At 48.6% G+C, this 15,333-nt stretch carries 5 protein-coding genes; 1 reads left to right on the top strand and 4 read right to left on the bottom strand.

From position 1 onward, the window contains the following. Positions 1-2: 2 nt before the first annotated feature. Genes AC1DXF_RS11205 through AC1DXF_RS11190 form a run of 4 tightly spaced genes read right to left on the bottom strand, consistent with a single transcriptional unit; the run spans position 3 to position 11,190 of the window. Positions 3-6,758 carry a hypothetical protein gene (locus AC1DXF_RS11205; protein ID WP_477448554.1) on the bottom strand — a complete coding sequence of 2,252 codons (6,756 nt, stop codon included), beginning with the start codon at positions 6,756-6,758 and terminating at the stop codon, positions 3-5. Between the two features lie 16 nt (positions 6,759-6,774). After that, the gene (locus tag AC1DXF_RS11200; RefSeq protein ID WP_477448552.1) at positions 6,775-7,209 is read right to left on the bottom strand and encodes a hypothetical protein; all 435 of its coding nucleotides are present in this window, start codon (positions 7,207-7,209) and stop codon (positions 6,775-6,777) included. After that, positions 7,199-8,278: a DUF928 domain-containing protein gene (locus tag AC1DXF_RS11195; protein WP_477448550.1), complete on the bottom strand. Its 1,080-nt coding sequence runs from the start codon at positions 8,276-8,278 to the stop codon at positions 7,199-7,201. The genes AC1DXF_RS11200 and AC1DXF_RS11195 overlap by 11 nt, the downstream gene beginning before the upstream one ends. Before the next feature lie 2 nt (positions 8,279-8,280). After that, complete coding sequence (locus tag AC1DXF_RS11190) at positions 8,281-11,190, bottom strand: hypothetical protein (RefSeq protein ID WP_477448548.1); 2,910 nt, start codon at positions 11,188-11,190, stop codon at positions 8,281-8,283. A gap of 436 nt (positions 11,191-11,626) precedes the next feature. On the opposite strand from AC1DXF_RS11190, the gene AC1DXF_RS11185 reads away from it, so the two are divergent. Further along, the gene (locus AC1DXF_RS11185; protein WP_477448546.1) at positions 11,627-15,196 is read left to right on the top strand and encodes a PKD domain-containing protein; all 3,570 of its coding nucleotides are present in this window, start codon (positions 11,627-11,629) and stop codon (positions 15,194-15,196) included. The last annotated feature ends 137 nt before the right edge of the window (positions 15,197-15,333 follow it).

Below are 15,333 nucleotides of genomic sequence, written 5' to 3'. Positions count from 1 at the left end.
AATTAAAGTGATTTCTTTTGTGATGAACGGGTTTCTTTCAGGGTTACAATACCGCGTTCAGTTTCCTTTTTTACCCTTACCAGCAGGCCTTCGCTGTCATATTCATAAAACGACGTAAAGCCGTTTTCATCCAGTTCGGCCATCAGCCTTAAGGTAGACTCGTCGTAAACATAACTCTTCATCTGCGCGTCGAAAGGGTGCATCCGGATGTCATCAATACTTACGGATGCACCGGCAGTCGGTTTGATCAGGATCTCGAGCGCTGAATTTTCGGTAAAAGCCGGCAGGGTAAGGTCTATAACGCCTTCCACCAGCTTCCATCCCTCAACTACGGCTTTCACCGTTAGTGCAGTTGAATTACCGTTAACGCTAAGTGTCATGGCCAGTGTCCGGTCATAAGGATTGCTATCCTTTACCCAGGCGTTAAATACATATTTTCTATCCGTACCTGTGCTTTGTTTGGAGCCGAACATGGGCTCGAAACCATTAGGATAGATGCCATAATTATTCGAATTTGTATTTTTGACCAGCTGTTTGGCGGCATCGGTAAGCAGCCAGGGTACATGATTGGCCTCCGCATTATATACAACGGTACGCATTGTTACCCCGCGCGCCGGCAACACTGTACTATAGTTGCCGCTGTGCGCATCCGTATTTTGGGCCAGTGATTTAATAGTATGCCCATTCTCATCCAGGAAGTCATTGATCTTTGGCGGATCAAAATAGGTGGCCTGTCCCGGTTTAAAATTGACGTCCTCGAAGCTGTTGGCGTAGATCTCCCGGTTCCTGGCATTAGACGCTACCGCTGCCGGCAGTTCGCCGTTAAAATCAAACATCGCGGCGCTGAACCGTATCAGGGCATCTTTATTTTCAATTTCCTGACCATATTTATCATAGCCGGTTACCGTATTGGCCGTTACCCACTTTGAAGTGGTGTTATCTGCCAGCCAGGGCAATCCCAAGGCCGCCGGTTGAAGCCAGTATGGTACAAAATTGTCAAGGTAGCCGGCGTTTTTTACATCGGCCACGTTATTTGCACCGTTCAGAATGTTGTTATACACCCGATTCTGCTGGAATACCTTAGTTTCATAAGGACGCCAGTTACCCAGGAACCCGTACAGGTAGGGATTGATGGATTTTATAGGTACTTTACATGGTGAAAAAGGGGTTTGTACAGCGTCGCTGTACGCGCTGTTATAGGTGGTATCTGCTACTCCTCCGGGCTTTACATACACAGAGGTGCCAGGCGTGGTGATAAGGCTCTTACTGTTCCAGATCATATTAATATTGCTACCATCGCCTGCATTCTTAATTTCGTCCAGGGTATTATTATAGATTTCAATCCCTCCACCAGGTGAATTTATCTGGACACCGTTATAGCGAAGCTCCATATTTATAGTATGATTTCCCTTGGTCAGGTCGACCTGCACAATAGTCCAACCGAAATTACCCGGGTTTTCCTGGGATTCAAGGCTTAACATGATCCCGCAATCGAACCCCCAGCTCATCATCACACTTGAATCAAATCCAACATAATAAGTACCGGCCCTTGGCGCATAGAAAGTGCCAAAGGCCCCCATAGTGTTGGAATTGGTGTAATTGATCAGGGAGTTATTAACATCTAAAATCGAACTGAACATCGCCCTATTGTCAAAATAATGACCAATCACCGGGTCTCCGCCAAGAAGGTCGGACGTGGTATATTTATGACTGCCGCCTTCATAACCAAAAACGATGTGGGTGCCATTACTGGTAATATGCTCAGTACCACCTCCAGCAAGTGTAAAATCATACAGTGGGTTTATCACCGGTAAAACATGAATATCCGGCACTTCCGTCGACCAGGTTTCACGATAGGTTTGTGCGCTGGCGTTAATAAACTTGAATGACTTCAGGTCTGCGTTATTCAGCGCAAGCTTGAGATTTCCTGCTTGGTCAACCGGCACGAGCGGATTTTTCAGGCATACCAGGCTGCTAAGGCCGGATGCCAGTATATTTTTATAGCCTGAATTGATAACCTTGATGCGGTTGAAATTGCGGGCTGCGATCGTTTGGCCGTATTTATTGATAACATATTCAGCGGTTCCGGGCGTAAAGGGGAAGGATACATAATCTTTCACCACCCAGAAGGGTCCGCCGGTATTGTCATCAAGATCGATAAATTCGTCCCCGTCCTTTAGGAGTTGGGCCTGGCCGGTCAGCACACCATTCAATCCTGTGGTTACTCCGGTTAACACCATACCCTGGCTCTGATATGCAGGCCCCATTCCGCTGTAAGCCCAGTAGGCAGGTATATTGACGGAAAATATGTCGTTGTTAAATTCATTCTGCGTCCTTGTTACAACAGGTTCGCCGGTTAACCCGTCATAAGCAAGGTTTTCAGTGATGATAGAGGAACCATTCACTGTCTTAATAACACTTTTGACAATGCCGTAGTACTGGCTAACTTTAACAGCACATACAGACCGGAAAAGCTTGTACTCCGAATTGGCGGAGCCAGGAAAATGAGGAATCGGGACGGGGTAGCCGAATGCCGGAATTACATCCACCCCTACATCGACGGATTTTCCGTCATTTATCGATTCCTGTTCCCGAAAATCTGTAAAAAAATCCACATCCCGCCCAATCACCTGGTTTTGGCTTACAGTGCCATCCGTGTTGAGGATATTTACAGTATTGGCCAGCCGTATGGGGCCGGAGCCGGACGGTGTAGTATTATAGTTGTATACCGTAGCCGAAATCTCCGCCCCGGACTGGTTATAAATTTTAACAGACTTGGTTTTACCGGCCATATCGTTCAGTTCGATTGCATATCCCTGAGAAAGCACCATTTTTTCGGTGCTGGAGCCCGATACTATACTAAAATGCGGCGGAGGGTGCGGGTTGTACCGCTGAATAGGGATAACGGTTACTCTGACCGGAAAATCTTTAGCTGTATAAAACTCGTTAACCGTGTAACCTGTAAGCGGTGCCGCCGCCCCTACCTGGTCGGGATTTATATCGGTTACCGTCACCTTGCTATAATTTACCGCCGGCGCCGGGTAAAAAGATTCTCCGAATGGCTCTTCCAGATCGAAGAAATTATTGATGCCGCCCCGCACCTGCTGTACATAAAATATGGGTTGCTTTAACGGGTTCTCGTCATTGCCCACCGAAGGTTCGTAACTGGCCACACCGCTGCTGATTACCTGCGTTCCATCGGTTGTAGTATAATCATAATTTTGACCGTAGCTATGGGTATTTGCGCCGCCAGACATTGTATTCCAGCTATCTGATATCACAACACTTTTTACCCTTACACCGCCACCGAGTTTAAAACCGTCCTGTTTAACGATCCGGGCAAAACTTTTAGCATAGTCCATCGTCCCCGCATACCGCACTCGCGCCGCTTTATGATAAAAGTTTTCCGTTAACTCGCTGAGGTTACCAAAGGCATTGAATATGGCCTGTACCGCAGATGCCAGGCTTTGCGTAGCTCCTTCGTTCCCCATACGCCGGTCAAAACCCGGATAGGCATACCGCGGGTACTCCTCCTTCATTTTTTGCCAGGCGGAAACAACAATCGGGTTCGACAAACCGCCGCCTTCCGTCCTGTCCTTCAGGCGGATCCTGGCGATATGATTTGTGTAGGATACCTGGCTGATCTCTGCAAAGCAAGGAACGAAATCAAAAGACTTCCCCCATGTGTGAGTGCTGTTAGACGTGCCGACATCGACATAGGCTTTTATATATATATAATCGGAGCCGTTGAGGAAGTCCCTTTTAAAAGCCGCGGTGGCGTCAGTATTATCATCCGTAGCCGTACCCGCTGGTAGCTGTAGCGTGATTACCTTGGCATCAACCAGGTTTGCCCGGGTTGTGTTGGTCTCATCCGTTGGCGGTGTAGCATCTGTCTGCAGATCCAGTATCGGGCTCATATACATTGCTTTTTTATCCTGTACATAGGCATAGTCATCCGATTCATAGTTCACCTTGATCACGCCGCCTGTTGGCAATGTGATTTGATTCAAATGCCAGAGGGAGGCCGCCGTTCCAACACTTGTGGTGACAGTCCCTTTTGTGAGTTCCTGCGCGGTATAAGGAAATTCATCATTTTCGACAGTAAAACCGGGAATGTCTGTATGAGGCCTGAATGTGCCCCAACGGTCGGTATTCTGAGTTTTATAACCTAAAATCGCTGGAGTAGTCTGCACATGTCCCAAATGCGTGATGGGATCGGCAATGGCATCCGTATATGAAGTATTATAAGAAAACACATAGGGAAAATTGACGCCTTTGGTTGTGTTCCCATACTCAAAATGAACATCGGTGAGTGTTAATTTACCGTGTATAATGCCGTTTAACGTGCTGACAGAATTAGGGGTATTAGGGCAAAGGGAATAATCGTATTTTAATTTGACAACTTTGATCGGTTTAGTCATATCGGCTTTTGAATACAGTCGGATCTCACGCAAACACTTTTGCCTCGGTGACGGATCACTACTGGCAACCCCGCCGGTATAATCCAGGACGCCAATCGCATCGTTACGATTTTCAGTGATAAAATAGGCGATCTTAGTTTTGGATTCTATAGAACTGACGTAATACTGTTCCTTCGTTCCGAAAACGATATTGGCCTTATCATCATCCTCGTCAGCCAATAACGATTTGTTGAGTGTAGCGTTTTTATAAGGAGTACGCCAATTGATTGCATCCAAACGGGAATAATTAAATTTAATTGCCGTGCCCAGGTCATCGTCACTGATCCCATCGCCTTTTTTATCGACATAATCAGGCGAGAGGATACCAGTCAAAAGGAAACTTGTAGCGTGGGCAGGCTGACTTTCCTTATGATAATAAGAATCTATGCCCTTGTTACTACTAAAAGTGGCCGCATTGGTTTGGTAAGGAAAGGTAAGTTGGTCCGGGGATTTAAAGTTGTCCGCTTGAGTTTCCATCACCGCACCTTTTCCCACAGCAAAGGTATACTCATCCTGCTGCCTCGAATACACGGGGATGCCATACACCATTTTTTTGCCATGCTCGTCGGTTACAGTCATCTCCGAAATATGGTTGCCTTTACGAAAGTTTGCAGGATCGCCCGTGTCAACTCTTTTTATTCCTTCCAGAGGAATCGGCTTATGCAACGCTGGCGGTGAAAAGTTGCCATATGAATTGAAGCTATAAGTATTGATTTTTTTGTCCAGGCCAGATACAGCTGCCTCGTTTGCAGTAAGATATGATATCGAAGTTTGCAGCGGCTCCCGCTTGGTTTTCATGATACGCGACAAATTACTGGACGGATAAGATTCAAACGTATTCGTGGCTGTACTGCCGGAAATTTTCACGGCGAGCGGCTCTGTGTTGTGAATCAGGCCACTCATGCCCGCATCTTCCCGGGTGAGCTCGCCCACCTTTTTAAAGTAAACATGCTGGTTGTCCGGGTTATTCATATCAATATCCTGAAAATCCCCATTAGCCAGGTAATTATTCTCTGAAGCCCATTTCCGGGTGGTGTTTGTGGTTTTCTGCTTAAAAAAAGTTGTCCCGCCATGCACATACCCTCCGGCGCCTGCATCAAACCCCAGCGTCGCCGTCGAACTCTGATCGGCGACTTCGGGATCGAAAAACGCCCCGGTTCCGCCGCGGTGCAGGCGAAACTGCCCGCTGCCGGCCTGGCTGGTATAGGAAAACAGGTCAACCGTGTTGACCGGAATGGCCAGGTTGGGCAGTTCGGGGAGTATCGGGTTATCTTTTTCCCGTACAAAATCCATCACCGCGTTTTTTACATTTTTACCGTGCTCGGCATATAATGATCCATACGCCGGGTTAGTGTTGATCCGGGAAATTACCTCTTTTACCGAAACATAGCCAGCCCCGCCGGTGCCGGCAAAGGCGATACCATAATTTACCCCCAGGTCCATGCTGAAAGACCCATAGCTGGATTTATAGGGAACCTGTATTTTAGGAAAAATAGGTTCGGTATTATACGAGATCAGCGTCCCTTCGTACCGGAAAACACCTTCCAGGTACTGCGGTCCGAAACTACAGTTCAGGCTCAGGTTTTTCAGGCCCGAGCGGGTGTTATAGCCCAGGCTGGCACTCAAACCGGCAGAGGATGTCAGCCCGAAATCTGACGAATATTTGATGCCCAGGTTGGCATAAGGCGTCACATCCACGCCGGACTGTGTATTGGATAATAAGCCGACCCCAAGTCCGGCTGTTAGCGAACCATCATTAGACAGGGAGGCCGAAATGCCCGCATTGGCGCCTATTTCGGCACCAATACCGGTATAATTGTCATTGAATACCCCCATACTGAAGCTACCTTGCAGGCCGACAGGAATATCACCGCCAGCCAGCTCTCCTTTCACCGTGACTTTTCCGCCGACTGTAATTTTCGGTTTGGTATAATGCTCTGTTTTGATCTCATCTCCGTCCATATCATCGGGCACACCCCTCACCTGCCGGTTGATGCTGCCGACATTGAGGCTCCAGCCTAAACCCACCCAGCTTGCTTCGTCGTCGACACCGGTTCCCGATTGGTAATTCAGGTTGATGGGATAACCGTCGATATCCAGCAAGGGGATATTATATTTAAAATCACCCGTCTGCAGGTCGACCATGTCGCTCACTCCCGCTGGCTGGAACCCTTTAACTTCGGGCTGCGAAGGCCCGGATGTTAAAGCGTAAGCCGCGGCCGGGGCAACCAGGTTATAACACCAGATACCTAAGAGCAACAGGGCAATTCTTCTGGTCTTTTTGGAAATTTTGTTCATTTTGATCAGTAATTTCTTATTCTTGGGGTTGTAAAATCAATTTGTATTTCTTTTTGTTCATATACCGGTCGCGGTAAGTGATCGTTGCTCCGGCAGCCGAAACCGGCAAATCTTCAAAAGACACCAGATATTCATAGACCTTTTCTGATCCCGTAGCTATGTACTGGACGATTTCCGGGTAGGCGGTCTTTTTATCGCTGCCTGAATAAAAACAACTGTCCATCCGGTAAATGAGGTTTTCCTTCGCCTGCTTGTCCAGTTGCCCGAGCATCTCAGCGGATGGAATTAGTCTGACCTTCAAAGTCACTGGCCCATCCAAACTGTTAACCACTCTGCCAAACCGGATAATAAGATCGCGATCTTTGATCTCCCGGTAGGCCGGCTCCTTTCCCGAGCAGGCCGATAATACCAGCACCGGAATTATTGCTATCCATAAATACCTATTCGTCATATAAAAAACGCAAGCTTTTAACGGTGCCGTCAGGCATCGTGATGTCCATCACGTAATACCTGTTTTTCTGAAATGCCCCATTGCCCGTTAAATCGATCACCAGGAAATTAGCACCGTTCAACAGTTTAACTGCCGGCAGTCCGTGGATCTTCTTATCCGGATAATCAAGAGCCCTGATCGTGTATTTTAGTCGTTGAGCTGCATAAGGATTACGTAACGCGAATTTGATACTCCCCCTGGCTACATAGGAATTCCCAAGCAGCAGGTCTTCAATTTCCCGGAATGCAAAAGGATCGGGTGCTTTTTCCAGGCTGTCCCGGCAGTCTACCGTGAACGCCCAGATCTCCGACCGGTTAAGGATCGTCTGATCAACATAAGCTGTTACCTGCCATGCATATTTTTTTTTGTTTTGCAATTCCTTCGCAACAGAGGGGTAGGTAAGCACCGGGCTAACCAAGTTGGCCTGATCAATAAGTAACAAATTGTAATTCAATGCCTCGGTCGCGCTCTGCCCGGTTTTGATCTCCGCCAGTGTAAGCCGGTACCTTGCTCCTGCTACAGCCGGAATGAGAGGTTGCCAGGTCAGTAGCGGCCGTTTATCACAAATCACGTCTTCGTCATAGGGGTCGACGAGGTTCAGTTCCGCGAAGGGGGCAAGCGCATAACTAAAGCATTGCTCAAAAGGCGGATTATCGGAATGACTGAAACTAAATTCGTAACAGTAATCATAATCACCTTCCGGGAATGTCCTGTTTAGGCCGGTCATCTGCCCCAGCCTGTTGTCGCCGAACTGGATAGCGGCGCCGCGGGCCGCCGCCAGCGGTAAACGGTTGTCTCCGGGCAACAGTGTAAACTCAGGCGTGCTGATCCGACAAACCGTACCCGCCTGGCGCTCGGTAACCGTAATCACCAAGGTTGCGGCTATGCGCTGGAACTGGCTGATCACGTGACAATTCAACAGGCCGTTGAGGTTGCGGCCGTTCGTTTCTGCGATGAACTGCACATTAACCTGCGCAAACGCTGGTAAGCGGAAGCAGAGCAGTAGCAACAATATCAATTTCTTTAACATGATCAGATTTTAAAATGGTATTTCAAACTAAGCTCGGCCCGGCATAATGGATAAAGGTCGGGGTACTGTGACCGCGCCATATTCCGCCGGAGGTCGATATAGGTGTCCAGATCGAAATGTCCGCCGGAAAAGAACTGTATGCCCTGCCGGAACCCGCTTTGGCGGACGACGCCGGTATTATCCAGGTAGGTAAAGCCCGAGGAAAGCCGCAGTTTACCAAACAGCATGTACTGGTAGCTCATATCTGTATTCAGCATATTGCCGATCAGTTGATAAGCCGAAAGCTCCTTATTATAAAATACGGCGACACTCAGGGAATTTTTCTTCAGCAGCACAGTCTGGGTATAGTTTACCATAAAAAGGTTCCCTGCTCCCCGGAGTGCGTTGGTATTGGTAAAATCCTGCTTTCCGATGGCAAAGTGGCTGACGCTATAATATTTGCCAATCTTGTATGAGGCGTTGCCATCCACCTGTATCTTGTTGAAGCCATATACCGGGGAAACCACATTGTCGATTTTTTTATCCGTGCCATTGGTGATGTATTTAAATCCGATATAGAACTTCCTGCTTACCTGGTATCTTGAATCTAACTGGAACTGGTAAGTCTTCCATTTATCATTGGTCGTATAGCTGATTGGCATGTTGGACATATCTGTCCTGAAGATCATGGTCAGTTTTTTATTATAAAACGACTTTTTGATGTTCCCTCCAAATTTCATCCGGCCACCGCCAAACCCGTTGTTGGCCGGGTTTTGATAACCTGTTCCTGCGTAATTAAAGTACAGGTTATCTGCAGCATCAAGTTCCCTGATATTCAGCTGGTGCCGGAATCCAAATGACATAGCCGAAAAAAGATCATTCGACAAACTGTTGGTCAACCCGGCCTTCTTATCCAGAATCGCCTCACCGCCTGGCTGAAACTGGTTATTGTACAGGGTGGTTGTTTTGGATACATCAAGGTCCACCTTTCCGAGGCTGCCGAGCCGGAGTGCCTTGGACAAGGTAAAAGCCACATTATTTGTGGAGATGGAAGGCATAGCACACATGCTGTTGTGAAATTCCCTGCTGTAAGAACTAATCACAGATACTTTTAGGCCTCCGCCCCTGGCACCCGGGAGCTCGCCGGATATAAATGTCATGTTCCGGGGCTGGTTGTATATCGAATTCTGGAACCCGGCATCTTTAAACGAACTGATGTCATTCACCGATCCGTATCCAACGGTGACTGGGATGCCGCCGGCTTTATACGTCAGATGTGTTCCGCTGATAAAAATGTCGCGGCTTTGTACACTGCCGGGCACCTGGTCGCCAAAAGCCCCAAGCTTGAAGGTCTGCACCCGCGAAAATAATGCCTGGACGCCGTTTGACGGAACCATGTCCTGATAACGGTTTCCAAGTTCCGACAGGCTCAAATTACCGCCGCTCTGCGTGGCGAGTTGTTCAACCTGCAGCATTTTATCGACGTCGAGCCCTTGATCCTGGAGTTGTTGCCGGATGCCGGTTATAACGCCTGCTACGCTGTCCGCCTGAGCAGGTGTGATAGTGGCGTACAATGCAGTGGATTCAGGGGCGCTTTTTATCGCTGCTGCGTCCAGCGGCAATACCGGTAAATGCCACTTTGCAAGCTTCCTGTCAAGGCTGTCGCTTTGCGTCCGAATAATCTCTGTAAACGCGGACGTGTTATTTTGCCGGAGAGATATAAACATCGCGTGTGCCATGTTTTTAACCACGGTATCGTAGCCCAATGAAAGCCCCGCACGCCAATGTCCGGCACTGTCTGCCAGCCCCGTTGGTACCGTTTTTTTCCCAACTACAGAATCTGCCGGTACATATGCTGCTATTCTTGCGGCGAGTTCTTTTTCATTCAGATTTTTGAGCCCGGCGATATGGGCAGGGTTATTAAAATATGTATTTAGGGCGCTGTCGTTTTTTAACTTTTCAAGGCTGAGGGCCATTCCGCTAAATACCACTTCCGTTTCATCCGCACTAAAGGCAAGGTTTCGTAGCAAGGCCTGCCCGCCGATGGCCGTACCATTGCCGGCCAGCTTCGCCTGCCGACTATTGATATCCGTTAGGAGCTTATCCCGGATCTGCTGCCTGTTCAACTGTAAAAGGCCTGCTGTCACACCGGGATTGTCAAGGTACTTTGCCAGCAATACATCCTTCGGCGAATTCAATGTCGAGTTTGGATTTAATAATTTGTTCTGTACCGCCTTTTGCGCAAATCCCGTCAACGTACGCCCGCCGAATACATTGCGCCGGAGATCCATATACCGGAGCATATCGCTTCCCAGCAGCGCGTTGAACTGTGCTGGGCTGTAATCAAATTTGAAAAGATTGTTCATCCCCATGCGGGATGCCATCGATGATGCCTGGTCGGTTGAATAGTCCACATTAACAGGTATCCCCCAGGCGTTGATCGTGCCGCGGATGCTTAGAACATTGTTAAATTTCCGGCCGCTATTGATACTGAAAGGAACATCAAGTGGGTGATATAAGAAGGCTTCGCCCAACTCCAGCGCTGCGTTTACCGGGCTTTTCTTTAAAACGGACAGGCTTTGCCCGAGGCCGCTCCGAGGAACAACGGCTTTAAGCGCTGTGACCAGTTGTACTTTTTTTGTAGCGGCAATTCCGGCTTGCTGATCTGCAGGCCCTGGGGACTTTATACCCCTTTGCACCGGCAAGCGCAGGGAATCGGGTAAGATTTTAACGTTCGGCTTTTTCAACGAAGGCGCTGTGACAGGTGCAAGGCTAGTGCCTTGTTGCACGAGCCGATTCGCTGCATTGACGTTATGGTTTTTTTTAGCTGCTAAAGTATCAGCCGCAGGCGCGCCCTTAACCTGGGCATTCAATTTGCCGGAAATAAAGATTTCCAATAGTGTAAACAGGAACAGAGCCCCGGCGTTCTTCATAGCCTGGTTCTCCTTCTATCGGCAGACGATACCACTAATTTCATTGTATTGTTGATAAGGTTAAGGCAACATTCTTCTAATCCTGGGACGATGCTCCGCCCGGCAATTATCAGATTTAAAAAAACAGAAATTAAAACATCATCAAAAGATACCGACCAACGATTCTCTAAATACAGAGAATTCAGGTAAAAAACCTAACTGATCAAAAATAACACTTGCGATAATTACAATTATTTGTTTTTTTATTGACAGTGAAAATAGGAATAACATTCACATTTTCAAAAAATTATTTATTAATTTTAACAATTACAGTTGTTGGTCGGCTTATCATGGCACCTATTCGTTAGGTATGATTAAGCTTTCGATTCTAATTCACTGTTAGGTAGTACCTCACAGTGAATTTAACGGCACATGTGTATGAGTACTAAACCTTTTCATGAAAAAAAATTTAAGTAAATTTCTGTTCGTGTTTTGTATATTCAACTGTTGGCTGCCACGTGCCGCCGGGCAGGCGGTAACCAACCAGGGCACCGAATTCTGGATTGCATTCCCCAGCCATAACCCTGATTTTGACAGCCAGTTCCATCCGTTGCCTGCCCAGATCAGCATTTTTATAACCGGAGGCCAGGCGTCATCCGGAACAGTATCGGCTGGCAGTTTCAGCCTGCCGTTTACGGTGTCGGGCAACCAGGTAACCGAAGTGAAAGTGCCGCGGGAATCCGCCTATATAAATGATTCAGAAAGTGGGCAGGTGCTTTCCGGAAAAGCAATACACGTTACAGTCGACAAAGGTAGACCAGCGGTAGCCGTATATGCACATATTTTCGCCGGTCAGCGCTCTGCGGCTTCGCTCATCCTTCCGGCTGAAAGCCTGGGCAGCCACTATTACAGTATGAATTTCAGCCAGCATGATACCGAGGGTCAGAATTATATTGTCCTGATTGCAACAACCCCGAATACACTGGTTCACATCAGGAAGGGCAATACCGAACTGGTACCGGGCGGCATATTATTGAAAAAAGCCGGCGATATTTATGAATATTTATCATCAGAAGATCTTACCGGAGCAAGTGTAAGTGCCGACTCCACGGGGCAGGGCTGTAATCATTTTGCGATGTTTAGCGGCAGTTCGGGAATATACATAGCACCAGCGGGCTGTACGGCACATTCGCTCGACCCTCTATACCAACAATGTTATGACACCCAAAACTGGGGAATGGCTTACGGATTTATCCCTTTCAGCACACAAAGTGGCCTGCAAACTAAACCAGTAAGAACTTCCGGGCAGTTTATCCGCGTACTTGCGGGGGACCAGGCGGCAACAGTGAGCATTAGCGGTAAAGTTGTAGCAAACCTTGCACCGGGCACTTTTTACACATCGCCGCAGCCTCTTTCGACGCCGGCCTCTATCACGGCGACCGGCCCGGTAATGGTTGCGCAGTTTGCGCTGTCCCAGTCGTGCAGTAATCTGGGTAATACTTCATATGGTTTCAGCGACCCGGATATGTTATTTCTCAACCCGATCGATTACAGCATCAGGGATATTACAGTTTATTCTTCCAACAGGGAAAATATTTCTGAACAATATTTGAATATCCTGCTGCCGGGCACCGCTGCTGCCGGGTTCAGGATCAACGGGCAAGCGCCCCGATCAGCCTTTAAAACTATGCCTGGCTTGCCTGGATTTCAATACCTGCAGCTTGATCTTAGCCAGGAAAACACCCATACCTTCCATTTGACAGCAGGTGAAGGTTTCAATGCCATTGCCTACGGCTTCGGGAATGTTGAGTCCTATGCTTATTCTGCCGGCACTAACCTGGCCGCCAGCCAGACCGTTAATGCGATCCGGACGTCGGACAAGGTACAGATCGATTCCGCCTGTGTGGACGAGGATTTTTTCTTCAGGCTGACATTGCCTTACCAGTCACCGCGGGTAGTCTGGAAAATGGACAAAACAGAAGCAGCCGTGGCACAGGACAGTCCATCCCCTGTCAGCATCAGCCTGCATGGCAAACAAGCCTATGTGTACCAGTTGGCTAAAACCCCGGCCTACCTGCGAACGGGCGATCACGACTATCAGATAGAAGCCAGTTATCCGGCCGGGCTAACCGATTGCAGTGCCGGCAGGCAGATTATTACCGGTGTGTTTAGGGTGATGCCGCTCCCAAATGCAGCCTTCTCCGCTGAGGCCGACAGCTGTGGCCTGGCCGTTCGTTTTAAAAGCAAAATCAACAGAGACACAGGAAGTTACCGGGAGATATGGAATTTCGGCGACCCGCGGAGTCAAAGCGCCAATACCTCGACCGAGCTTGAACCGACACATTTATATCGTGATACCGGCGTTTATTTTCCTAAACTGACTATTATTTCGGCATCGGGGTGCCAGATTACCCGAACCGACACATTGCACATTCACCGCAACATTACAGCTGATGCCAGTTTTTCAGCAACGGGATGTGCAGGAAAGGCGGTTATGTTTACCGACCGGGGCAAGACAAGTTACCAGGGAGAGTCACTCCGCCGCTGGTTTTTCGGCGACGGGGCTTCTGTTAGCACCACGGCGGTTACCGTACAGCACAATTATCAAAACCCAGGAACTTATAACGTCAAGTTGGTATCCATTGCCGCCAATGGCTGTCCGAGCGATACTTCGTTTCGTATGATTACGGTGACCGGGCGCATTATACCCAGCTTCAGCCTGCCGGATATCTGTCTTTCTGATGGTGTCGCCCGCTTCGTGAACACAAGCCGCTTGCCGGACGGTCAAACTTCGGGCCTGTCTTTCCTGTGGCGCTTTGGCGACAGCGCAGCTACGCCAAACAACCCGGATACCTCTGTATCTCCCGAGCCATCACACCTTTTCACGGCAGCGAAAAAATATACGGTCAGCTTAACCATCTCCGCACCGGGCTACTGTGATACAACGATCTCGCGGGACTTCACCGTGAACGGCATCCGGCCGAAAGCGGATTTCGAGGTATTATCCCTGGAAACCCTCTGCAGCGGAAAACCGATACAATTCCGGAGCCTGGCATCGGTGCTGGATTTCGGCCGTATCAGCCGCTTGACCTGGTATTTTAATGCCGACTCAGATCAGGCTGATACCTTATCGGTTGTGCACCCGGAACAGGGAGCGATTTATAGCCATACCTACCCCGCCTTCCAGGCGTCCGCGGGAAACGCGGTAAGGGTAGTTAAACTAGTCGTCTATTCCGGCAACGCCTGTGCCGACTCGCTGAGCAAAACAATTACCTTGTTACCTGTACCGGCGCTGGAGTTTAAACAACTTGGGACGATATGCCTGGATGCGCCACCCTTCCAGATTACACAGGCCGGGGAATTAAGCGGAATAAAGGAGGGGAACAGTTTTTATACAGGGCAGGGGCTTTCGCCTGCCGGCATATTTGACCCGGCAGCAGCTGGCGTGGGGCTTCATTACCTGACCTATCATTTCATACCGGCGGCAGGCTGCCCGGATTCGGTAAGCCAATCAGTAAATATTGTAACTCCGCCCACGTTAGAGCCGCCACCTAATGCACTTATTTTACGGGGCAACAGTGTCATCCTGAGACCGCGGTACACAGGGTCGGGGTTGAGCTATAAATGGACCCCTGCTGCGGGACTTGATGATCCTCGTTCCCCATTTCCAAGTGCGTCCCCTTTAACAAGCACGGAGTATAGCCTGGAAGTATCCAATGGCTCCTGTGTGGTAAGTGTAACGGTCCGTGTCGGGGTTTTGCTGCCACCTGTATTCAGCAATGCTTTCAGCCCGAATGGAGACGGGGTAAACGATTACTGGGAAATACCAAACCTGGCTACTTATCCCAATTCAAGAGTGACGATCTTCAACCGTTATGGCATACCTGTTTTCAACTCAACAGGCTATGGCGTACCCTGGGACGGCAGGTATAATGGCAAAGACGTCCCTACAGGCACCTACTACTACATTGTAATCCCGGGAACAGGTCAACAGAATTTCAGCGGTAATGTTATTGTGATCCGTTAAGGCAGGTTGTCAAATAACAGGCAGGTTAATCATACAGGATTTATTGGATTTTTTGAAAACACTCCCCACATCTACAACTACCTGTATATCAACGTAAATATCAATCCTTACCGCTCCCCTCTACATTTTAAACAAGA

The sequence above is a fragment of the Mucilaginibacter sp. P2_A5 genome (genome assembly GCF_056404995.1).
This window is presented reverse-complemented; position numbering and strand designations above follow the sequence as displayed.

What these genes read in the sequence shown, in the direction of transcription:
- AC1DXF_RS11205 (WP_477448554.1), bottom strand. Translation starts at nt 6,758, where the DNA reads ATGAACAAAATTTCCAAAAAGACCAGAAGAATTGCCCTGTTGCTCTTA.
- AC1DXF_RS11200 (WP_477448552.1), bottom strand. Translation starts at nt 7,209, where the DNA reads ATGACGAATAGGTATTTATGGATAGCAATAATTCCGGTGCTGGTATTA.
- AC1DXF_RS11195 (WP_477448550.1), bottom strand. Translation starts at nt 8,278, where the DNA reads ATGTTAAAGAAATTGATATTGTTGCTACTGCTCTGCTTCCGCTTACCA.
- AC1DXF_RS11190 (WP_477448548.1), bottom strand. Translation starts at nt 11,190, where the DNA reads ATGAAGAACGCCGGGGCTCTGTTCCTGTTTACACTATTGGAAATCTTT.
- AC1DXF_RS11185 (WP_477448546.1), top strand. Translation starts at nt 11,627, where the DNA reads ATGAAAAAAAATTTAAGTAAATTTCTGTTCGTGTTTTGTATATTCAAC.